This window comes from Pseudobacteriovorax antillogorgiicola (assembly GCF_900177345.1).
GTDB lineage: Bacteria > Bdellovibrionota_B > Oligoflexia > Oligoflexales > Oligoflexaceae > Pseudobacteriovorax > Pseudobacteriovorax antillogorgiicola.
On record NZ_FWZT01000013.1, the window covers coordinates 56,302 to 79,576 of the forward strand.

At 46.7% G+C, this 23,275-nt stretch carries 20 protein-coding genes and 1 pseudogene; 4 read left to right on the top strand and 17 right to left on the bottom strand.

The window, feature by feature from the left end:
• From B9N89_RS17040 to B9N89_RS17050, 3 genes and pseudogenes are all read right to left on the bottom strand, one after another.
• Positions 1–2,424, bottom strand: coding sequence for a ligase-associated DNA damage response DEXH box helicase (locus B9N89_RS17040; RefSeq protein WP_159455437.1), 2,424 nt, complete (start codon positions 2,422–2,424; stop codon positions 1–3).
• A pseudogene (locus B9N89_RS17045) lies at positions 2,417–4,006 on the bottom strand (ATP-dependent DNA ligase); the annotation flags it as partial. The pseudogene B9N89_RS17045 and the gene B9N89_RS17040, both read right to left, overlap by 8 nt.
• A gap of 18 nt (positions 4,007–4,024) precedes the next feature.
• Positions 4,025–5,047 carry a ligase-associated DNA damage response exonuclease gene (locus B9N89_RS17050; RefSeq protein ID WP_132321058.1) on the bottom strand — a complete coding sequence of 341 codons (1,023 nt, stop codon included), beginning with the start codon at positions 5,045–5,047 and terminating at the stop codon, positions 4,025–4,027.
• A gap of 184 nt (positions 5,048–5,231) precedes the next feature.
• Between B9N89_RS17050 and B9N89_RS17055 the strand changes: the two genes are divergently transcribed.
• From B9N89_RS17055 to B9N89_RS17065, 3 genes are all read left to right on the top strand, one after another.
• Positions 5,232–6,143: a histone deacetylase family protein gene (locus B9N89_RS17055; protein WP_159455438.1), complete on the top strand. Its 912-nt coding sequence runs from the start codon at positions 5,232–5,234 to the stop codon at positions 6,141–6,143.
• 85 nt (positions 6,144–6,228) lie between these two features.
• Positions 6,229–7,053: an endonuclease VIII gene (gene nei, locus B9N89_RS17060; protein WP_132321062.1), complete on the top strand. Its 825-nt coding sequence runs from the start codon at positions 6,229–6,231 to the stop codon at positions 7,051–7,053.
• A 65-nt stretch (positions 7,054–7,118) separates the two neighbouring features.
• Positions 7,119–8,060 carry a tRNA-dihydrouridine synthase family protein gene (locus B9N89_RS17065; RefSeq protein ID WP_132321064.1) on the top strand — a complete coding sequence of 314 codons (942 nt, stop codon included), beginning with the start codon at positions 7,119–7,121 and terminating at the stop codon, positions 8,058–8,060.
• Here the strand turns inward: B9N89_RS17065 and B9N89_RS17070 are convergent.
• The 12 genes from B9N89_RS17070 to B9N89_RS17125 all read right to left on the bottom strand — a co-directional run bounded on the left by B9N89_RS17070 (position 8,025) and on the right by B9N89_RS17125 (position 18,694).
• Positions 8,025–8,492 (bottom strand): MarR family transcriptional regulator, encoded by a 468-nt coding sequence (locus B9N89_RS17070; RefSeq protein ID WP_132321066.1) that lies wholly within the window; start codon positions 8,490–8,492, stop codon positions 8,025–8,027. The genes B9N89_RS17065 and B9N89_RS17070 overlap by 36 nt on opposite strands.
• Before the next feature lie 9 nt (positions 8,493–8,501).
• Positions 8,502–9,188: a hypothetical protein gene (locus tag B9N89_RS17075; RefSeq protein WP_132321068.1), complete on the bottom strand. Its 687-nt coding sequence runs from the start codon at positions 9,186–9,188 to the stop codon at positions 8,502–8,504.
• A 453-nt stretch (positions 9,189–9,641) separates the two neighbouring features.
• Positions 9,642–10,628: a metallophosphoesterase family protein gene (locus B9N89_RS17080; RefSeq protein WP_159455439.1), complete on the bottom strand. Its 987-nt coding sequence runs from the start codon at positions 10,626–10,628 to the stop codon at positions 9,642–9,644.
• Positions 10,629–10,702: 74 nt separating this feature from the next.
• A complete protein-coding gene (locus tag B9N89_RS17085) occupies positions 10,703–12,262 on the bottom strand; it encodes an LTA synthase family protein (protein WP_132321072.1) in 1,560 nt (519 codons plus the stop codon).
• Complete coding sequence (locus B9N89_RS17090; protein ID WP_132321074.1) at positions 12,249–13,082, bottom strand: lysylphosphatidylglycerol synthase domain-containing protein; 834 nt, start codon at positions 13,080–13,082, stop codon at positions 12,249–12,251. Before B9N89_RS17090 ends, B9N89_RS17085 begins: the two co-directional genes overlap by 14 nt.
• On the bottom strand, positions 13,066–13,812 hold the full coding sequence (locus tag B9N89_RS17095) for an FkbM family methyltransferase (RefSeq protein ID WP_132321076.1): 747 nt from the start codon (positions 13,810–13,812) through the stop codon (positions 13,066–13,068). Before B9N89_RS17095 ends, B9N89_RS17090 begins: the two co-directional genes overlap by 17 nt.
• A gap of 3 nt (positions 13,813–13,815) precedes the next feature.
• On the bottom strand, positions 13,816–14,772 hold the full coding sequence (locus B9N89_RS17100) for a glycosyltransferase family 4 protein (RefSeq protein WP_132321077.1): 957 nt from the start codon (positions 14,770–14,772) through the stop codon (positions 13,816–13,818).
• 3 nt (positions 14,773–14,775) lie between these two features.
• Entirely contained in the window at positions 14,776–15,156 is a 381-nt protein-coding gene (locus tag B9N89_RS17105) for a 6-pyruvoyl trahydropterin synthase family protein (protein WP_132321078.1), read from the bottom strand.
• 32 nt (positions 15,157–15,188) lie between these two features.
• On the bottom strand, positions 15,189–16,172 hold the full coding sequence (locus B9N89_RS17110) for a zinc-dependent alcohol dehydrogenase (protein ID WP_132321079.1): 984 nt from the start codon (positions 16,170–16,172) through the stop codon (positions 15,189–15,191).
• Entirely contained in the window at positions 16,169–16,861 is a 693-nt protein-coding gene (locus B9N89_RS17115) for a RibD family protein (RefSeq protein ID WP_159455440.1), read from the bottom strand. The genes B9N89_RS17110 and B9N89_RS17115 overlap by 4 nt, the downstream gene beginning before the upstream one ends.
• A gap of 62 nt (positions 16,862–16,923) precedes the next feature.
• A complete protein-coding gene (locus B9N89_RS17120) occupies positions 16,924–17,604 on the bottom strand; it encodes a CDP-alcohol phosphatidyltransferase family protein (RefSeq protein ID WP_132321081.1) in 681 nt (226 codons plus the stop codon).
• Positions 17,605–17,704: 100 nt separating this feature from the next.
• A complete protein-coding gene (locus B9N89_RS17125; protein WP_132321083.1) occupies positions 17,705–18,694 on the bottom strand; it encodes a hypothetical protein in 990 nt (329 codons plus the stop codon).
• Between the two features lie 148 nt (positions 18,695–18,842).
• On the opposite strand from B9N89_RS17125, the gene B9N89_RS17130 reads away from it, so the two are divergent.
• Positions 18,843–19,145 (top strand): hypothetical protein, encoded by a 303-nt coding sequence (locus B9N89_RS17130; RefSeq protein WP_132321085.1) that lies wholly within the window; start codon positions 18,843–18,845, stop codon positions 19,143–19,145.
• A gap of 12 nt (positions 19,146–19,157) precedes the next feature.
• On the opposite strand, the gene B9N89_RS17135 is transcribed toward B9N89_RS17130, so the two are convergent.
• Both B9N89_RS17135 and B9N89_RS17140 read right to left on the bottom strand, forming a co-directional pair.
• Positions 19,158–19,529, bottom strand: a complete 372-nt coding sequence (locus tag B9N89_RS17135; protein ID WP_159455441.1) for a response regulator — start codon at positions 19,527–19,529, stop codon at positions 19,158–19,160.
• Positions 19,530–20,199: 670 nt separating this feature from the next.
• Positions 20,200–23,268 (bottom strand): efflux RND transporter permease subunit, encoded by a 3,069-nt coding sequence (locus tag B9N89_RS17140; RefSeq protein ID WP_132321089.1) that lies wholly within the window; start codon positions 23,266–23,268, stop codon positions 20,200–20,202.
• Between the last annotated feature and the right edge of the window lie 7 nt (positions 23,269–23,275).

Here is a 23,275-nt window from a genome sequence, read left to right on the forward strand (position 1 = left end):
CTACCAAGTACTTTCTAAGATTTCAATCTTTTCCCGAAGACTCTCAGAATCGAATTTTGTTGCTGCTCTCGACGCCCAAACAGGCATGGAAAACGGTGTTAAGCGCTCCACTGTCTTTATCAAAAGCCGGCTTTTTTCTAAGCGCTGCAAGGCTTTCTCAAGACGATGAATCTCGAACTGCTGATGAATCACCTCGTCCTTTGCAAGTTTAAGAAGTCGATTGCCCCGTTCGAAGCGCTCAAAGACCTGATAGATGAGGTTGGAACTGACCTGCACCTGCCGCCCTGATTTTCGTTGTCCAGGATAGTTCTGAAGCACCAATCCAGCAATCCGTGCGATGGTACGAAACTGTTGCTGACTTAACTCTGAGAGATTAACACTTTTTGTGAGGTCATTCAGAACATTGTCACAACTAAACAAGCTAGCTTTGAGAGCTTTGGAAAAATCAAATGGCTGTCGACTGAGAAGCTCGACTCCATACTCGTTAACGGACACCTGAAAGCTCGTATCGTCACCATGGCTAAGCCTTAAAGCGAGTAGTAGACCAATAGCTTGGTTCAAATGAATTCCTTCAAAAGGGAAGATAAAGCAATGATAACCATCCCTGGTTCGGCAGAGTTCAACTAGCACTTCACCGACTTGTGGCAAGGCAGACAAACGTTCTTGAGTTTCAATAATATTTTCTACCAATGGCTCTACCGGACTGGCCCAGATCATATCTCGAAAATTTTCAATCACGTTTCGTAGGTTCCATGCGAGTGGCGCGCTAAGTGCGAGCTGACCACCATACCAACGAGGCGTCTGACTGTGAACTTTTTTAGCAAGGCTCACATAGCACACGCCATTGTAGAGCTTATTAAAGGCGAGACGCCTGCCAGCAAATGTAAAGGTATCGCCTTTTTTCAATCGAGAAAGATAGCGCTCCTCAACGTGACCAAGGCGCTTGCCACCTTGAAACTTCACCTGTACTGTAGCATCCGCCGTAATCGTACCAATGTTCATTCGATGAATGCGGCTTATGCGAAGCTCAGCCTCTCGGTAGCGACCGTCGACTTCCGTGATCTTATGATATCTCTCATAAGCCTTTAACGAATCCCCACCCCTACTTGCAAATATCAGACACCATTCATAGTCCTCTCGGCTAAGGTTTCGAAGACCCCAAGCCGTCCTCACTTCATTAAACAACTGATTAGGTTCAAAACCTGGGCCAATCCCAACTGTCACAATGTGCTGGATCAGAACATCAAGATAGCCTTCGCAAGGTGGAGGGCTTTCAACATCACCCCGGGCCACCCCTTGCTGCAAGCCCTGCACTTCAAAAAGCTCAAAGCCATGGGTGGGGATAAAACGTATAACACTATCACGACCTGGTTGATGAGCGGAACGTCCTGCTCGTTGCAATAGTCGAGCAATCGATTTCGGTGAACCAATTTGGTAAACACGCTCAATCGGGGAAAAATCGAGGCCAAGATCGAGTGAGGCAGTGCAAACCACCAGTTTGAGCTCGCCACTTTTGAGGCCATCTTCTATCTGAGTTCGGTTCACTTGATCAAGAGATCCATGGTGCAGACCAATGGCATCTTTCTTGTCAGGAAACTGCTCAATAAGACCCTGGTACCATCGCTCTGCAAACGACCGGGTATTTGTAAAAACTAGCGAAGGTTTACGCCAGTCAAAGTCTTTGGCAAAAACCTTCATCATCCCCATCCCAGAGTGCCCGGCTAAGGGAAGATCAGCCTGACGCTCAGGAACTAAGGTGGTGATTTCAATACGACGCTTTTCAGAGCTGCTCACAATCAAAACCTGGCTGTCGGTTCCCAGTAGGGTTTGGCACGAAAGGCCCAGATTGCCAAATGTAGCCGACATACCCCAAGTTTGTAAGTTGGGATTCAAGCCTCGAAGCCGAGATAAGCAAAGCTCTAGGAATGCACCGCGCTTGGTTCCAAAGAACTCATGCCACTCGTCGACAATTACAGAGTGACAAGATTGAAGCAATTGATCTGAATTCCGATAGGAAATCAGAATGGCTAAAGATTCTGGAGTGGTGATCAGGACATCTGCGAGACGCTCCCTCTGCTTCGAGCGTCGGTACGAAGACGTGTCGCCGGTACGAACATCCAAACTAATTGTTTTACCGGAAAAGCCGACTATCGGTGCCAGGGCTTTTTCTATATCTCGGGCAAGAGCCTTCAAGGGAGTAATGTATAAGACTTGCAAGCCTTTCTTCCGCGACGTTTGCACCGCTCTCCAGATGGGCCCAACTGCCGCAGCATAGGTTTTTCCAGAGCCAGTCGGCAGGCTCAGAAGACCGCTTCGACCATCACGGTAGGCCTCCCAAGCTTCGATCTGATAGGGCTTTGCTTGCCAACCTAAAGTCTCAAGAAAGGCATTGCCGAATTCCACGGGGTCTTGGGGATTAAGCACGGCGCCCCCCATAGGTATTGAGTAAATCTTGAGCCCTGGATAAGGTATCCGCCTCGGGAGCAGATTTATCCTTGCGCCAGCGTAAGATCCTAGGGAAGCGTAGTGCGATTTTCGATTTGTGTCGACCAGAGGGAGATATTCCTTCAAATGCCAGTTCAAAAACTTGAACTGGTTCTACCTGACGAACGGGACCAAACTTCTGCTCCGTATGGCGTTTGATCCAGCGATCAAGTTCAACAATTTCAACTTGATTTAGTCCCGTGTAGGCCTTGGCAATAGGCACCAGCTCCTGCCCTCGCCAAACCGCGAATGTATAGCTGGTACAAAGATTTGCCCGCCTCCCATGCCCACCTTCTGCGTAGATCATAACCACATCGAGTGTGAGCGGCTCGACTTTCCACTTCCACCAATCACCCTTCTTACGGCCGTGATGATACCGCGAATCCCAGAGTTTGAGCATCAGCCCTTCGGCAAGCTTATCTCTGGAAACTTGCCAAGTTTTTTTTAGCTCACCCCAACTGCGGCATTCATGCCTTTCGCTTAGGAGTATCGAACTTTGACCTTTCATAAGATCTTCCAAGATCTCTCGCCGAAATCTCAAGGGCTTTGAGCGAATATCGTCCCCCTGCCACTCTATTAAATCGTAGGCCACAAGCCTGACTGGCAACTCGCCTTGGATTTTTGGACTGGGCTTCTTTCTACCAAGTCTCTTCTGTAATTGATGAAAAGGGGCTGGCAGATTTGCTCGGATATCCCACACAAGCAACTCTCCGTCGAGTACGGTACCGTTGGGAAGATCTTGGGCCAATTCGAGAAGATCGGGAAACTGATCATTGATTAATTCCTCACCACGAGACCAGAGAAACGTTTGCCCTTGTCTCTTGATCAGTTGACACCGAATGCCATCCCATTTCCATTCTGCGCTATAGTTTTCAATGCTGCCAAGTGCCTCGGGGTCCACTTCAATGGGATGGGCGAGGCAAAAAGGGTATGGCTGAGCTAGATGGTCCCTCACATCGTGACTAGCATTGCGGAGCCTAGCGACAAAGTCACCAGTTACGGCCCAAGGGCCCATGAGCCGATGAGCCACTGCGCTAGGTTCTAGTTTGAACGCACTAGCCACTGCTCGGGTCACTAGCTTTTTCGATACTCCGACGCGAAATCCGCCAGTAATGAACTTGTTAATCAGGAATACCTCTTGTCTATCAAACGATCGCCACAGATGTAAGAGCCTTTCTCGACGTTGCTGCTCGTTTAAGTCTTGCATCGGTTCAATCAGAGTCGTGATCACACCTTCTAGATTAAGCTTCGCAAATTCACGATCTGTTTCGTTATCTGGGAGTAGTAAAGCAATAGTCTCCGCAATGTCGCCTACAACCCCATAGCTTTCTTCGAGCAGCCAACCTGGAATATCATTGATTTCTTGTAGCCACTCCCGCATAAGCCGAGAGCTTACGACCCTTTTCAAACGCCGCCCAGTGAGGAAAAATAACGCCCAAGCGATATCGCCATCGGGTGCACATTGTAAGTAATGTTCTAAAATATCTAACTTCTTGTTCGTCGAATTAGTGGCATCGAGTTGATAGAAGGTTTGAGGCTTTCATTCGCCCTCCCCTTCATAAAGAGACTTCAAGTCTTCTGCTTCTAGCCGGTGGTTTTCCCTAAGAAACCTAGCAAGAACATCATTGTATCCATGTGTTACAAGAACCTTTGAGGCCTTTGACTGCTCAACAGTTCTAATGAGAGCTGGCCAATCTGCATGGTCTGAGATCACGAAGCCTTGATCCATAGCCCGTCGCCGTCTGCTCCCACGAAGGGCCATCCAGCCAGATGCAAGAGCCTGGGATGCCCCTGTTAGACGTTTGATCCATCGCCCGCCTTCGGCAGATGGTGGTGCTATCACTAAGGCCTGCTGCCAATCGGAGCAATCCCGTGGATCGTCAGCACTCCTATAATGAAAGTCTAGATTCAAAGCTTCTTGATAGTATTCCGTTAAGGCCACGCAAGAGTTGTGTAAGATCAACGGCCCTGGGTAACAACTGCTCCCACCTGATGAAAGAGACTGTAATTCGGCAAGGAGTCGTTGAGCTTTGCCAAGGGAGTAAGCGTAGAGCAATGCTGGTTTTCCCAGCTTAGCCATGGACTGCCACCAAGACAAAACATCCTCCACTACCAATCTGGTATCGCGCCACTGGAACACCGGTAGAGCGAACGTAGCTTCGGTCACGAAGACATCGGAGCGAAGCGGTACGAAGCTTTGGGCGGTAGGGTCTGGTGCCCGTTTATAGTCACCGGAAACGACCCATACCCGATCGCCCGCTTCTAATCGGATCTGGGCGGAGCCAAGGATGTGCCCCGCTGGAAAGAAAGTCACACCAACTCCATTCAGCTCGAAACTCTCGCCATAGGCGACTGATTCGAGTTGCTGTTCCTCGAAGCCGTATCGAATTCTCATGATTGAGCAGCTATGGGCATGTGCAATATACCGCCCCATGCCTCGATAGCAGTGATCCCCATGAGCGTGAGTAATCAGAGCTGTCTCCACCGGGCGCCATGGATCGATGTAAAAGTCTCCTCTTTGGCAGTAGAGGCCTCGGTCATTGACTTGAAGTAGTTGTTCCATCACTCACCTGGACTTTAAGCTTTCCAACCTACCATTATCGGGATCTCAGGTTATTTGTTCTCGCCTGATTCGGTGGCACCATTTTTAGCTCGATCACCCCTGCAAAGCAGCGGTTGAGTCATTCGCCGATCCGTGATTCACTTGCTGAGAGCCAGAAAACAAAATGAACTCTAGGAAATTTAGTATGATACCGAAGCTTTACTATGCCGATCACATCGAACTTCCCCTACCTTCCGATCATCGTTTTCCAGCGGATAAATACCTGAAAACGAGACTCAAATTGAAAGAGCAACTTGGTTTGGCTGAAAACGACTTTCTACCCAGTCCTCTTGCCAGCTTCGATGACCTATGTCTCGTCCACGACCGCGCTTATGTGGATGGAATCTTTGAGGGCAGTTTGAGCGACCGGGCCCACAAAAAGATCGGATTTCCTTGGTCCCAGGGGCTTGTGAACCGCTGCCGTGCCTCTACTGGTGGCACCTATCATGCCGCTCTTGGGGCCCTACGTGATGGCTATGGAGCCCAGCTAGCTGGTGGGACTCACCACGCCCACTTCGATTTCGGAGCTGGCTATTGTGTTTTTAATGACTTTGCCGTGACAATTGCTAAGTTAAAACAAGAAGGGTCAATTGGTCGGGTGGCAATCATCGATCTTGACGTTCACCATGGCGACGGCAATGCGAGCCTCTTAAGCCACAAGTCATATACCTTCGTCTTTAGTATGCATGGGGCCAAGAATTATCCAGCCCGTAAGCCAGACTCAGATCTCGATATCGCAATGGAGGATGGCACAGGGGATGACGAGTTTTGTCAGCGGCTTGAATCGAGCCTGCCACAAATTGCGAGCTTTGAACCTGACTTAATCCTCTATCAAGCTGGTGTCGACGCCTTGGAAGAGGATCGCCTCGGACGTCTGGCTCTCAGCCATCAGGGATTAATACGTCGTGACGAAATTGTCTTTGCCTTTGCCCGAGCCTTTCGAATTCCAATCGTTCATGTTTTAGGGGGCGGTTATTGCCACCCGATTGATCCTACGGTGGAAGCCTATGTGAATACCTTTAAGACTGCATTCAAGACTTTTGGCTTCTCTAAATAGCACGCTTTAGACGAACTGCTACCGTTTGCGGCATTGGTCGCAGCAAAGACAGATCTTAGTCCGATACGATGGTAAAGGAGGTGGAATGCCCGAAGGACCAGAAATTAAGAATGCAGCCGATCGAATTGCCAAAGCACTGGTGGGTCTGGAGGTTGAAAAAATCCAGTTCGCCTTCGAACACCTCAAACCTTACCAGTCTGAAATCCGTGGAAACATTGTCGAAAAAGTTGAAGCAAGGGGGAAAGCCATGCTGATTGACTTCAGCTCCGGCTTGCATCTTTATAGCCACAATCAATTATACGGAGTTTGGAGGATCAGTAAGGCTGGCAACTACCCTAAGACGAAGAGACAACTTCGGGTTGAGATTAGAAACCAAACGCGGTCTGCTCTTCTATATAGCGCAAGCGACATTGAAGTATTACAAAGTCATGAGCTGGCTAAGCACCCTTTTCTCAGCAAGCTGGGTCCCGACGTACTATCCTCGGAGACTGATTGGAAAACAGTGAAGACACGCTTAGAATCCACCTCGTTCAGACGTCGTCGCTTGAGCACATTGCTTTTAGATCAACAGTTTCTTTGCGGCCTCGGGAACTACCTTCGATCAGAAATACTATTTCTCAGCCGACTACATCCGAATTCGAGACCCGTGGACCTGTGTAATTATCAGTTAGAGGTCCTAGCCAGCACCATATTGGAAACATCGCGCCAAGCCTACGAGCAAAAGGGCATCACCAACGACCTTCTTCGAGTGGAGCAACTCAAAGCTGACGGACTCAAACGCTGGCAGTATCGACATCATGTTTTTTCTCGAACTGGACAGCCCTGCTACGAGTGTGGTTGCCTCATTCGAAAAGAGTCGTTTAATAATCGTCGCTGCTATTTATGCCCTCAGTGCCAGAGTCCAGGCTAACTATTTTCCAACTTGCCGTAGCAGACTGAATAAGGTATAGGATCCTCTTTTGGGATTTTAATCAGATGGCAAAGCCTGACACCCTATATCTGGCTCCCCTTCTGGGGATCACCGATGCCTGCTTCAGACAATGCTTTACGAAGCATTTCAGTGGTTTCGATCGAGCCATTGCCCCGTTCGTCAAGACTTTATCAGGAGGGCGCTGGAAAGAGTCAAAAGTTCTGGACCTCGACCCGCGATTCAATCAAGCCTTACCTGTGGTGCCTCAGATCATTTCCAATAATACCGAAGACTTTATAGCCCTTGCCAACCACCTTATTACGCTGGGGTATAAAAGTATCAATCTCAATCTCGGTTGCCCCGTACCCATGGCTGCGGGGCGTGGCCGGGGCGCAGGACTCCTACCCCACCAGGATTTCCTTAGAGAATTTTTAGAGCAGATCATTGAAAGGATCTGCGTTCCTTTATCAATCAAAACCCGCATTGGCTTCCAGGAGCCCGATGAGCTGGAAGCTTTGGTGGAGATGCTCAATCAATTACCTCTCGAAACCGTTGCCATTCATCCTCGCACCGCTAAAGCATTATACAGCGGCGAAGTTGATCTTGATCGCTTCGATCGAATCGTCAACAAGCTCAATCAGCGGATTATTTACAGCGGTGACATCACTAGCTATGAAGACTATAAAGCCCTAAAAAAGCGATATCCACAGATTCAAGACTGGATGATTGGTCGTGGCGCTGTACGCAATCCCTACCTAGTAGAAACAATTCGCCAATGTGGTCGTGACGTCTTTAGAGTGCCATTTAAACCATTTTACGAGGATCTATTCGAAGCTTACCTGATTCGTGGTTTCACTAGACAGCAGTGCCTCGACAAACTCAAGGCCATTTGGTTCTATCAGGCGAACCCAACGTTGATTCAAAGAAGCCAGTATAAGCTGGCAAAGAAGACCAGGCAGCTGGATGAATTTTTAAATTTGGTCCCACTCCTGGAAACGGGCCAATAGCTGATTGAGTAGCGCAAGCAACAACTCGTATTCTTCGCTCTTGATGATTTCTTTCAACCCTTCATCGACAGACTCCAATGCCTTGAAACCCATTTGAATCGCCCGAGGTCCTTCAGTATAAAAATGAACGAGCTTCTTCCGCTTATCATCTTCCGCATCTGACATGTATAGAATATCCATATCAATCATCTGGCCTACCAACTTACTTACTGCTTGCTTACTAACACCTTTCCGCTTCGCGATTTCTCCTACGGTGGTCCCGCAAAAATCGATGTGCGGAAAGAGCTCTAAGTGAGCGAGACTCAGCTTTGGTAGGCCAAATAATTGCCGAGCATTTTGGATTCCTTGTTCGTTGACTAGCCGCCCCAGCTTAATAAGGCTATGAGCAAGGGAACCTTGTTTTACTTTTTCAAACGCTTCATTGCTTGTCATCATTGATCCTTAGTAGCTGTCACCAGAAGCGCCTATGGTTTGCCAAAACTCAGTGAGCTGACTTTGCTCAATAACGCTTCCATGGCCGACAATCACTTGTTTCGGCTCCAAGCTTTTTAGAGCGGTAACAGAGTGTCTATAGGCGCGAGGATCTTTAGTTGTTTTCTTCACAATTTTAGATTGACCAACTTTTTGATAGGCTCCCACCATTCTTAGTAAGAGGGCCGTTAAAAAAGACATTTCTTCCCTCATATTAAAACAGAGATCGGTGACAATTAAACTTGCATTTGCCTTATGAAAAAACACTGTTTCTTGAAGAAAGGGATTGCCTTGAATGTCAAACATCTCAATCTCTGGAGCGATGATTGCTTTCAACTTCTCTAGTGGCTCTATACGATCCCTAAGAGAAGGATTTTTACTCCGAACACCTTCGGGCGCAAAATAGCGAGCTTGCGATACCGTAGACAGAAATTCTTCCACATAGGCATAATGAAGGGCGTTTGGTGAAGCAACAAAGATGTCTCGATGTTCCTTCCCAAACCCTTTTAACTGCCCAGCTAAGCCAGGGCCAGGTGATAGGACCAAAAGGTCTCCACTTGAAAGCTCAATTACTGTGGAACGTACTGGAAACCTAATTCCAGGCATGATCTTGAAACTATAAAGGGATTCCATAATCTTGCTACTGATTTCTTTCATGGTTTCAGTCCTCCTTAAGTTGCATGTTACGGCTAAAAACAGATATCGTCAACTTCAGTTGACTAAATGAGCAATTTCTTTTTATAGCAATAGTTACTGGACCTTGAGTGCACTAAAAAAAACTATGTCCCCTAGTGTCCCACTCCAGCCATGGACCGCAACAAGGCCCTGTTCTAGGCTCGCTCCCTCAGGCGATCTGAACGTAAGATTCAAGCTGTATAGGAACTAGGAATCAGTGGAGACTAAGTCTAAAGACAGGCAAGAGCCCAGAATCAGGGGGACAAGTGCAGCGCACAGCCCTCTGCCACGGCGGGTGACCCATTGGCACCAAACGTACCGATCACTAATGGACCGGAGGCGGTGGCTACCAACACGCTCACAGACACCCCATACCCCCTTTCTTATGAATCGCATGGCATGGATGGCTTGCGAGCCAGCGGAAGATCGTCTCAACTAAAAAAGATCAAGTTTCTTCTGATCAATCAACTGATCGCCTATTCCGTAGCGCAGCACTTCTACTTGCTGCTCATCAATTGAAAATTCTAGGTAAGCGCCTTTAAGACCACCGCCAGCGACAAAGGTGTGAATGCGATCAGGTCCCCCCAAGCCTTCTGGCCTTTGCCAAGGAATGTACCAGTTGTTACTTAATGGAGAAAGGTGAACATGCCCAGTGATAATAGCAGCCACATTGTATTCTGCAAGCACCTCCCAATAAGCACGTCTTTGGCTCTCCGTCCACCATTCCTCGCCATAGGCTCCCTTTGAAAATGGATCAAAGCCATAGTGATGAACCAAAACTATCTGCTGAGTCTTATCGTGAACTTGGTCCTGTAAAACCTTTTTCAAAAAACTAAGACTCCTTTGTGGCGAGATGTTAGGAAATTGTGGAGCGGGCTCATCTGCGGGAAATACATTTAAGTGAACCAGCTGAACAGAAGACCATAGCCAGCTATAATGGGGTTTCTGTTTTAGGTTCAGAGAGGTATTTCGAGTTTTTTCATCTAAAGTTTGAGCGATAACGTCGGGGTACACACAAGATCCCAGACCAAGACCACAGGCTAAGCGTTGACCAAAACTCGGCCTTTCAACATCGTGATTACCTAAGCCCTCGAAAACGTCCTCACGATGACTAGCAATACTACTTAGATACCATTCAAACTCGTCTTTGCGAGAATTTTGAGTGAGGTCGCCAGCAACCAAAACCCCGTGTAGGCCCGGGTCTCGATCCAAGCGCTGAAACATTCTCAAAAAAGTCTCGTTAGATGACTGCTTGCGATCCTGATTTCCATTTTCAAATTGGCAATCTGCCGTGGCTAAGAAGCGTATCTCCGCAAACCCTAAGCTACTGCCAAGCAGGATGATCAGGAGTGCTGCGATGTTCAAACCTCTTAGTTTTCTAGGACAACGTATCGATATTATCTGGAATGTTTTAGTAGTCATAGCAAGCTCCATAGATGGTTAATAAGGGCTCACTAGCATACCCATATAAAGCATAAAGGAAGGCTTGATTAAAACTACATTCCTGATGATCGCTCACTGAGGGAACTGGTCTGCAATGGTGTTGATAAAAGTTCAATCAAGAATTGAGGAAAGCCTTCCGCTGCGAGAACAGATGACTTGGAACTAGGAATGAGGCCATCTCCTAAAAAAGTCGAGTTGCTTAGTGGAAATGGGCTAATAATATGTAAGGGGACAAAGTTACCTACCCGCTTAGATGGTATCACTCCGTGAGGCGGATGATCACCCAAGACAATCACGAGATCGTCCTGACTAAGATAGTTCTCTATCGCAAAGGAAATGACATCAAGATCGTAGATCAGGCTAGCAATATAAGCGTCATCGACCTTGCTTTCCGGCTGCCAGAAAGACTTCTTCAGCCCCGTCCCATGGTGTTCCAGGATATCAAGGCGAGTTCCAAAAAGTGGCAGGCGCCCGTTCCATGGGGTATGGGAAGCAAGCAAGAAAAACTCAACAAACCAAGGTTTCTTGTCTTCTTTTTTGGAAATGATATGATCGAATACATATCGGATTGTGTACTCATCAGGTATCCCTCCCCACCCAAAGTAAGGGCCTCGATAGCCTAAATCTTCAGCAATGACACTTGATTGAAACTTATAGGTTTCCTTTTCCTCTGCAAGTAGACCAAACTTAGTGCCTGGCTTGACTTCCATCGTATGATATCCATGGCGATTGAAAAGATGCGGTAGACAAAGGAGGGAAGATCGAAAGACCGCTTTAAACTTGATTTGGTTATCGACGAAAACACCACAATTAATGCTGGCAAATGCCATCCAAGATTGCCCCCCAAACACAGGAGACGCGATCACTCCCGAGCCATAATGGTAAGCTCGATGTCTAAACTGTTCACCTAGTTGACTCCAACGTTTCTCAAGTTCCTGGCTTAAGTCAAACGCATTCAGTCCATAAGATTCCAAAATAAAAATAAAAATCTGCGGTTTTCTGGGTAGCTGATGATTTGCCAGCAGGGGCTCAGTCTTAGCTTTCTGAACCGCTAAGGATTCAGAAAAACCCAGGAGCGTTTCTCGATGAGAAAAGCTCCGCAACGCCTTTGCCAGTTGTCGTTCAATCATGCTCTTGTTAGGATAGCAGCAGTGGTGAATTTCATGCCCTGCTATAAGAATGGCAAATGCTAAACAAGCTAACGTTGATCTTTTTAACCCAGCCAGATCATCTCTAAGGTTTCTCAAAAGAACGAAAGATCCATAAAGTAATAAACCAAGGACAATACATAACCCTAGAATGATGAGGTAGCTAGCACTCCCATAATTCATCTCTAAATATTGAAAAAAATTTCTGATTAGCAACCAGTCAAGACCCAAGTAGAGCTTGCGATTCATGAAGTAGACAAGTAGCCCGTCTCCAATATTCAACAGCATACTTATAAAAATGATCACGCTCGCTAGAGGAATCAGGGCAGGTATGAAACCAGCTAATAGTAGAAGCCAAGCGGTATCATAATTTGGTATAAAAAGCGTTCCCCACGACAGCTCATCCCAGGCTAGCCCTGAGAGATGGAATAGGTATAGGACGATGATGATCCTAAGATTCTTCATGGGACCTCATTATAAACGTCATGGAAGATATGAGAAGAACGAAACCAACCGCCGAAGCAAATGAAACGAGGCCAAGCATCACGGCTCCTGCTAGTAGCTCCTCCTCTTGAAAACCCATGCCGTGGAACAAGGATATGGCTGCCCACTCCCGGATTCCCCAGCCATTAAAACTAATAGGCACAGCCAGACAGAAGAGAAAGATCGGCAGTACGAGAACAAAGTCCCGTGTTACAGCCATCGAGCCACCTAAGAGCAAGATAAAAATAATCGAAGTCATGATATTTAGTAGAACTGAATAGATCACCGCACGGCCTAGGAGATGATGATGAAAACTAAGGAGTAGGACTGATAAGGCTAAACTGATAGTAGCAAATACAAGGATACTAAAATGAGTCGTCCATGTTAGGCAAAAAAGAAAGCCAATTGACAAAGGTAGAGAGAGACGGTCCACAACAACAGTCTTTAAAACTTTTCTGTATTGACTTTCTTTTCCCAGCTCTATAGTCCGCAGGGCATCTCCTGCCCAAGGGCCAGGCAGGCAATGATTCAAGAGGTGACTGCGAGCATAGACCTTTGCTGTGGGCCAAAAACTATGAGGACACTGGCTTCGAACAAGCACACTTCGCCATCGCTCAAAGCCAATCAAAACCTGAACCAAGCCCAGTACAAGTGATAAAGCAACTGCACGAAAGGGAGTTTCCTGAATTGCTGTGCCAACGGCAGACCATTCAAAAAAGTAGAAACAGCTCAGTACTAAAATGATAGAACCAAGGATTTCAAGCCAAGGTCTTACCTCCCGCGGCCTAGACCAAACACGCATAGATATCGCCAGACTTATCCTTTAGAGGAAGCGCCTTTAAAACAGCAACCATTTCGTCCCGACTAAACCAGCGCCCTGATTGAAATCGCATGGACTCTGTCTGAGACCAATTAAAAACATAGTCTCCTAACCCCGACAGATAGTCGATACAGCGGATCGCTCGATCCTTGGTTACAGGTATATACTCGAACGAGACCATGGGGAGTGGTTCTGTTAAACCCTGTAAAACTTCTTCCTCGTAGCCCTCAACATCAATTTTACAAAAAGCTGGCCGACCATAAGCTTTGATAAGATGATCAAGGGTATACAGGGGTACATTTTCTCGTCGATTCCACTTGATCTTTCCGAAGCGACGATCCCGCTGCACATCCTCAATCCAGGCCTCACTCAAAGTACTAACCGTTGGCGTTTGGTCGCTCACTAGTATGGATGCCTCTCCATTTTGTTGTCCAATGGCAGCCCTCAAGACCTCGATAGAGCGGTTATTAGAAAAGCGTTTGATAAGAAGCTGAAAGAATTTCTGTTGGGGTTCGATAGCCACTACTTGAGCCCCGAGCTTCGCCCAGACGGCCGCTCGGCTCCCTACATGACAACCCAAATCGAAGCAAAGATCCCCCGAATCGATGAACTTACCATAGAATCGGCTTAGTCGCCGTTTACGGCCTGGAATCCACCGATAGATTGCTAACGAACGAAACATTCCCCACTGACTGCTGAAGTACTTTAGCATGATTCACCCTTCCCCATCTAAGGACTCTAAGAAATTTAGCCAATCAGACCCAACATCAGCCCAAGTTCTAGAGGCCCACGATGATTGCGAGGGATCGCAATAAACACGCTCCGCTAACCATTCTTGAAGGAATCGCCGAACCACTGGTGCGCTTGCTTTCACATGCCACCCATGATGCTCTGCTAAGTAGGACCTTGGCGCGCCCTCTGCGCAGTTCATTATAGGTAGACCCACCGCCATTGCTTCTTGGATTGCAATTCCATGAGATTCATAAGGAGCGGCTGCTATATAAAGGCCTGCCCTCCTTAACCACTGGGCAACTTGTTGCTGATCCAGCTCCCCGTGAAATTTGATCCTTGTTGTGAGTTTAAGCTGTTCGACGCGAACTTTCAATTCGTCCGCATAGGTGGGACATAGATTTTTGTTGCCTATGATATGATAGGACCAAGGCCCAGGGAGACTCTTCATCGCCTCCAATACAATATGATAGCCCTTCTCAGGCAATACACTTCCTACTGAAACCCAAAGGTTTCGCGGCCTGTCCAAAGGCACACCGTGAAACAAGTCATGATCAATACCTGGTGCGATCACCTGGTGCTTTGGGATTTCACCCCTGTGCTTACGAAGATCTTCAACTAGGGAATGTCCAGGAAAAACGGAAAAGTCGTAATGCGACAAGTTTTCCCCTAAAAGAGCTTCCCCTAATGGACCATGACAGATAGCAATTCTACAACGCTGATCTTTATCAAGGTCAATCAGTGGATTCAGAATACTATCAACTAATAAGATGCCAGCGGAGCTGCCAAAGTTCCTCGTTTTGAAAATTCGACCGCGGGGAATTGAGTGCTCACGAATATCCCACTGACAAGTTTTGCGCAAATACGTAATTAACTTTCGATTGTAGAGGTTGCCACCTGTCATGGCTCCATGAAAGTGAGGTAGCAATATATCAATGTTCATAGATCAAATAAAAGTCTCTCTGTAGGATGCCCAGGACTGACCATCTTCCCAGACTTTGATCATGCCCTGAGAGAAGCGCCTTCGATCCAGATCTTCAAATAGCTCAGACGCTATTATTCTAGAGAAGTTTTCGATGCTTGGATTGAGACCATCAAATTCTGGAAGGTCATTCAAGAGTCGATCCCGATATTTATCAACGAGGCGCTCTAGTGCGACATTCAATTTTGAAATATCCGCAACGTAGCCATGATCGTCGAGATTGGGTGACGAAAGAATCATTTCAATGACAAAGTGATGGGAATGAGGACAATTCTCGTGTCCCCAGTCGCCGCCTATTAAATAATGCTGGCAGATAACTTCTCGCTTGATGCCTACTTCATACATAGAGCCTCCTTCGTGTGACTTTCTTAACGGGATCAATATTCAAAGCAAACCTGCAAACTCGACCCAGCTTGCTTCGAAAGCCATGGATAGGTGTCTGGACCCTCAACAAATGGGATTCGATGGCTGATCAAAGGGCTTAAATCAAGCTTTCGAAGGATATCCCAAACGATCTCAAAGCGCTTTTTCTTATCTAGAAAGCTACTAAATAAGGGATTGATTTCGCTTACCTGAGAGCTAACTAAATCAATTCGTCGTCGATGAAAACTCGTACCTAATATAGGACCTGGCCCTTGATCACCGTACCAAGATCCAACGATTATGCGGCCATGGGTTCCACAGTGTTCGATCCCTTCCTGTAGAACTTGAGCTTGTCCGCTTAGCTCCACGAGGACATGATAATCGTGATCCATTTCAGAGATACTGGTAAAAGTCTTGGCTAATCCGGATATTTCGCAACGATTCAGATGACGGTCCAAGCCATGAATTTCAACTCCCCATTGATTAGTTAGGAGTCGACTTGTCAATTGCCCTAGCACTCCTAAACCTAAAACAGCAACCTTCTCTCCAACTTGAACCTGAGCATCCATAGCAATGCTGAGGGCTGTTTCCAGGTTGGGAAACAGCGTCGCTAACTCGCTCGGAACCTCATTAGGGATAAGTTGCCAATCTTCGATTCTTGCATGGAAATAGTCTTGGTGAGGAGTGAATGAGAAAACCCTGCGGCCTAGCAGGGCTGTATCTAGGCCTGAACCTACGGCCTCAATCTCACCGACGTTTGCATATGCAAAGGCACAAGGAAACGAGCTTTCCTGGGAAAGGCCTTCGATACTTTTATCCAGTGGCAAACTTGGGTTCAGGCCTCCGTGATAGACAAGTAACTCACTGCCAGCACTCACACCGCTGTAAAGGGTGCGGACTCTTGCTTGCCAGGGTTCTAGTGGCTCTAGCTGAACATCTCTAATACCAGCCTGATAAGGTGCAGGAAAGTATATTTGTCGCGCCAGCCCTTGATTCATGGGCATGCTACCATCTCTGATGATGCACGGTGATCTTGATATCTACCATAGACAATCAAATCTGGCCCTAGAATCTGATATTGAGCCTGATCAATTACACCTGACAAGGAAACCCTAAAGTTGCTGTAACGTACAGATCGCTGCGAACCTAGAAACACTGGACTCAAGGTTACCACAAAGTAGTTGACCAATGAATTTTGGAGAAAGTCATGGATTGTACGGCCTCCACCCTCTACCATCAAGGTTTTAATCTCCAGATTTTTTAGCTTACTCATGATCTTATAGAGATAAAAAGGCTCAGAGAATGAACCGGCCAATAGATTCGCTCCTGTTGCCCCCTGAAACTCTTCCCTCTTACTCAGAGGCACAGTTTCGTCGCAGCAGATGATTGGCGTTTTACATCTAAGTTTAAAGATTCGACTGTCAGTTGGAGTATCCAGGTTTGGGTCGAGCACTACCGCAGTGGGGGACGGCCCCTCGACCAGCCGCACATTGAGCTGAGGGTCGTCAACTAATATTGTATTGATGCCAACTAGAATTCCATCGTGAATGGCACGGATCTGGTGCGTTAAGATGTCTGCTTCATAATCTGAAATTTTTGTCGATTGATCTTTTTCAGCAGATAGGCAGGCATCCAAAGATTGAGCAAAGCTGAGAGTTACAAAAGGAGTCTCTCGGTCTTCTCTCAAACATCCCTCATGCTGCTCTATAAGTTCTGCTAGAATCTTTGCTCGTATCGTGCATGAGTCCATTAAGTCCTCACTGGCTGCTTACTTTTGATTTGAATTCTTCTATTCTGTCTCATAAAGAAGATCAGGTCGAGACTAAATGACCAAGTAAGTAATATCCCCACAGATAGAAGTGCCCAGGTTGAGCCTGAGCTGGGAGCTACAACTTGCGCCAGAATCACGAGATAGCTCAACAAGAAGACCAGCCGCCCCCCACTGCTACGCCTTTCCTGAAGGACTGCGGGCCACAGTTGAAAGCGCAGCACAACCACAATGGAACGTAAAAGCCCCAGAAAGATAACAGCAGCCAGAGGTTCTTGGCTCCATGCGATCAACATGGTCATTGAAAGGACTGTAAGTGAATCCAATTCAACGTCAAACATGCTGCCGACCTGGGTCTCACAGCGAAGGCGGCGAGCGATAAAGCCGTCTAAGCCATCCAAGAGTAAAGCTACAAGCAATCCAAACATGAGTGTTTGCGACGAACTACACAGCGCTGCTAGAGTTACAGCGGCCCTCAGGAGCGTCACGCCATTGGCTAGATTCCAGCTACCCTCGCCAAACCTCCAAAGTAGAATGGATATTGCAGCAAAAAAATAGAACCAGATGATCACAAGGGTTTCACTGGCATAGGCGCTAAAAGCAAGACCAAGCAGGCCCAGGTGATAAAGCTTCGTCCATGATTGATCCGCTATCGTAGGCATTTAGATTCCGAGGCTGTCGCATTCTAAAAAATGCTAACGAGCCACGGAAGAATGGTCAAGGTAAGTCTTTAGCTGGATTAATTTCCCTTAAAAGTCCTAATCAGAAATGAGTAAGATCAGTACGCCAGCTAGGGTGGTTGAAATGCAAACGAGAATCACAGCCTTCAGACTCAAAGCTTTCTGTAAATTCCATATAACCGATGACCTCAAAAGGCTTGTCCTCGCCTAGTTCTCCGTCTGAAGTGACAGCGATCTCGAAGCGCAATCGGCCGTCATTGTTTGCCATGATCAACTCATCGCGAAAATCCTTATAATCCTCCCGACTTCCCGCTTCCCCTTGGATTCGAATCCATTTAGGAGTGATCGCTTGACTAGGATCAGCCTCTCCCAGTTCAGCCACCTGGTATACTTGTCTCACCGAAGGACTGCTGCCCATGATCGTCTCCGAGGCCTGCAATGTTGGGGTGACGATCGCAGCGATCAATAGCTGACCAGCGTTATCCACACCAAAGTTGACACTGCTGATGTCGTTGGTCATAGGTGTATCTCGGAAATGATCGATATAAGTTCCACCGAGATCGTCAATGACGAAGAAGTTAGCTGTCTTGAGCATGCTTTGATCTTGAGGGTCTTGACTCGGAAAGATCTTTACAGCCATTCCAAAAGAGCGCTTTTGCCCTTGCTTGACAGCGGTTAGAGCCGCCGAAGCACGAGCAATGACCAAGCCTTGACGACCAGCACGAAAGTAGCCCGAGTAAGGGCTATCCCCTTCGATATTCCAGGTTCCTACGAGGCAAATCCCATTTGGGTGAAGCAACTTTCGAAATGGGGGGAGAATATCTGAGCGATCGGAAAGAGTGCGCTCAGAGTCCTTCGCCAGCTGATTCTCAAAAAACCGAAAAAAGCTAGCACTAGTCACTTTTCGGTAAGGCCTATCATCGTATTTTCCCTGCCGAGCCTGGCTAAGCACTTCGTTAAAAACTGAGCCGTTGTAGGCTGGTTCGTCGTCCTGGGCGATCAAGGCCTTCAATCCAAAACCTAGTGGCAAGCCCAGACCTAGACAGGCCGCTATGATTCTACTGAACTTCATTGTCTTCTCCTTTAATTTTGTATTTAGCCACTCTTGGATAAGGAACTGCGGGCAGATGGTCAAGGAACTAATCAGACATGTCTCAATAGGTGGCGTTAGGATGAAAAATCAGTAAAATAGCCATATAGCAAATTAAGTGGAAATGACTGTGGCTTTACGACCCTTAACATCTAAGGAAATTGAAGACTATATCGCTGGCGATCAGATTGTTTGGGTTGCTTGTCGCAAGCCATCTTTCGGCCTCACGCAGGGCAAGTTCATGAGGGGCAATAAACCTCTCACTACCGGAAGTAAAGAGTACCCTTACTCTTTTTGTCCTTTTAAACGTGGATTAAAGACTGGTTTTCTACCGGCTGAAGATTGGCTGATTGATGATAATCAAGTTAACGAAGATCATGATGCAGCTGTAGCAGAGGCTCTTAGGAGCCTCAAAGCAGCAAGGAAAAAGTAAGAAAAACTGCAATCAAAGATAGTGCTGTGCCTCCAACACATCTTCGAATCGAAATGGCTTGCTAATAATCATATTAGGCTTTTGACGCAAGCGACCATCATCCCGGTCTAACAATGAATCGCCGCGATCATGCAGGCCAGTTACCGCAATCACCGGGGCGTCGACTCCCATCTGGCGAAGGTGATGAATAAATTCGAAACCATCGACTTCGGGCATCTTTACGTCAGTAAAAATGAGATCAAACTTCGAAAGAGCATCAAATCCTAGTTCCAATGCCCGCTGAGGACTATCAAGCCCCTGGCAAACGAAATTATTGGTACTTAAAATATCGCAGATCAAAATCATGATATCAATATCATCATCTATAACTAAAACTTCCTTCATAAACACCTCTTCATCGCATGTCTGATTGATGGAACTACGATTTGTTTCCTCTAGACATGAGTCGTGCTTATGTTCGTGCCTAACCACAGCCATGGTTAGGGGAAGTAACCCACGATAACTCACTTGCATTACCAATCTTTTTCTCTATTTGAATCGTTATCGTCAGCGTAACAAGAGAAGTTGAACTTTGGCCACCATTTTTCGCCCTTCGAACCACTCATAACTGAGATAGCTGTAATTTAAAGGGAAAATGAAATCTCAAGCCATGACTTAGGCCACCCACTTGTATTAGCTAGCCAGTCATTTCTTTGATGCTGAATCCCAGAGTGTCAGCTTCTAGACCTACCTCTAGAATTTCTCTCTTCTGGATTCATTACCATACAATTTTTCTTAACAATTCAATATACGGCAAGGGAGTCAGCTCTTTAATACGAGAGACTATTGACGTTTAGACGATAGGCATCTGGTCTGCCTGGATGAATGTAAGGCTCGGAATAAGGAACAGCAAAATCGGGCTATATTTATCCTTTTATATCAACTATTTATACTCCAAACGCCAACAGTCCACAATAGTAAGAATTAGATGAACACATTCCAGGCAAAAGCTTAGACAAAGCCTGCATTGCAAGCTTCAGTTTTTGTTTTCGGCGAGATAATGCTGGAGCACGACCTACCTCTCCTTAACCTTCCGTGCAATGATGGTAAAAAATGAAATCAAACTTGGTAAAAATAGCACTGATAGTGCTGTCGCAAAAGCTAGCCCCCAACCAAGAACAAGAGAAAGTGGCTGAACGAATGGATCGACGCCTCCTACACCATAGATACTTGGCAATAGCCCGATGAGCGTCGTCAGAGTCGTGATCACAATGGGTCGCAAACGCCTTACACCGGCATTGATCACAGCTTCCTTAAGATCCATACCATCTCTTAACTCTTGCTGAATAAAACTTAGTAGGATGATGCTTACATTCACAACGACACCGGATAGCCCCACGACTCCAACCATGCCCATAAGAGACAAAGGTGTATCATGTAATGAAAGAGACCACACCACACCCACCAATCCAAATGGAATTGCAATTAAAACCAAGAAGGGATAGATCACGGACTGAAACGACAGACTAATCACCATAAAGATTAGGATAATCGCAAGACCGTAAAGGCGAAAGGTGTCTTTCAAGGCATCAACCCGTTCCTTCTCTCCGCCACCAGTGGCAATGTTAGCGTTTGGAAAGCGATCGCGGATCTGGGAAAGTTTTGGCTGAATTTTATCGTTTGCTTCCTTACCGGAAATAACTTTTTCATCAACCTCACCAAATAAAGTTAGCGTTTTCACCCCATCAAGTCGTTGTATTGAAGACGGCCCTTTCTCCACAACAGCTTTAGCGAACACAGCAATAGGAACTGCCTGACCAACTTTGTTTCTAACCCGTAGCTTTAGAATATCAGCGATCGTAGCCTCACCAGAGGCCTTTATCCCGACAAGGATCTCCACCTTATCATTGTTCCGCAAAATTTCGCTGGTTACGACACCTGTGGAAGCAGCAAATATCGTTCTTGAGATATTGCTGGGATTAACCCCCTCAGAAACTGCCAGGTTATTATCAATCTTAATTCGGTAGGACTTGGTATCACCATCAGCATCCGTTTCTATACTGTGAACACCCTGAATAGTTTGAAACCCCTTCTTCAACTCATCGGCGATCAGGCGAGCTTCCGAGAAATCTCTCGATGTGATTTGAAACTGGATGGGCTTACCCACGGGGGGACCAGGACGAGAGATTGTCACAGTGGTCGATGCTTGAAATTCTTGGCCAAATTCACGAGATACCTGGCGAATCTTCGCCAGAACGTCCTTCTCTCGATCGATGAAGTCTGGATCGCTGGTAAATACTATGCTAATGGCAGCAAGGTGAGAGCCATTTTGTCGGCTTCCCCCGGCACCTCCAGTTGTAACCTGACCAACATTGGCATATAGACTTTCAAAATCGCCTCCAGATATTGCTTCGAGTCTTTGACTCAGAACATTCACCATACCCGCTGTCTGATCGATGGGGGTATTTCGAGCGACTTCTACCCGAACACTTACACCTGTTAATCCAGTAGCTGGAAAAAGCGTAAACTTCGAGAATAGAATTTTTCCTTGAAACGCTGAGGCGACAAAGACTAAAAGCAAAGCTAGAATGGAAAGCCAACGATGATTGACACTCCAATTGAGGTAGCGACGATACACTGATTCAAAACCCTTGAAAAAGGACTTTTTAGCCTTCTTCGGGCGCATGATCTCATGGGCATGAATTGGTAGGATAATCAGAGCCTCGAAGAGAGATACAATGAGCATTAAAATCACCGTAAGTGGGATCACGCTTATAAACTGCCCCATAATACCCTTCATAAGAAGAATCGGTGAAAACGCGAAAATCGTGGTCAAGACAGTAGCCACTACTGGAATCGCAATCTCGGAGACTCCTTTGATCGCCGCCTGGGTAGGAGATAAGCCTCGCTCTAGGTTTGAATAGATATTCTCACAGACGACGATCGCATCGTCGACGAGCATCCCTAAAACCACTATCATTCCAATCAATACCAACGTGTTCATGGTCGCGCCTTGGAAATAGAGCAGGGCGATGCCTCCAAGGATCGCTACCGGTATTCCCAATGAGGTCACCATCGCTGAACGCCAGTCTAAGTTGATAATGAGGACGATTAGAACCAGAAGCATTCCAAATCCAGCATTTTGAGCAACTGTCTTTAGCTGGCTTCTTACCCGTACCGATTCGTCGGTGTAGAGCTTGTACTTGAGGCTTGCCGGTAGGTTTTTCTCATAGGATACAAGGCTTTTCTTAATGGTCTCGACGGTGTTTACAATATCAGCACTAGGCTTTTTAACAATCGTTATCAGAGTTGCATTTTGCCCTTCAAATGTACTAACCTGCTGCGAAGTTTCGGTATCAAACCGGACATCAGCCACTTCTGCAAGTGAGACACCCAGATTCGAGTCGTTGGCTCGGAGTACGAAAGTTCTCAGCTTTTCAATGGTATTGTAATCCTCGCCAATCGTTATGTTGGCAGCTTCTTGATCGTTCTCAAACAACCCTCCTGGCTTCTGCCTGGACCAACTTGCCAAAGATTGGATCATTTCTAAAAGAGTCATATCGTACTGGGCCAAACGTTGGGGATCTGCCAATATCTTCAGCTGAAGATCTGTGAGCCCCGTGTAGGAAACATTTTGCACACCAGGGAAGCGACTCAAATAATCTTTGAGCCTCTCAACCTCATATTTCATTTCAAGAGGTGGTAGATCACCATAAACGGCGAGTCGTAAGATTGGAATATTGACTGCCTTAATTTCGGTGACGAAAGGGTCTTCCACCTCATCAGGCAAGCCTTTGACCTCGCCGACTTTACGTCGAATCTCATCGATGATCTCATCTACATCTGGATAGGTATCGTCGATTTCCACAGAGATCGCGCCTGCTCCTGAGAAGGACACTGAGCGATATTCTTTCACCCCATCAACTTCAGCAATTTTTTCCTCGATAGGATCGATGATAAGCTCTTCTACGTCGCTAGGAGAGGCCCCTGGATAGGCGACTGATACTGCCACTCGATTGAAGTTCACATTGGGGCGCGCCTCCCGCTGGATTCCTAAGAGGGCCATGATTCCAACGATGACAATAATGATTGTCAGGTAATGAATGAACAAGCTCTGCTTGTGCAGCCAAGTAAAAAACTTCATGGGATCT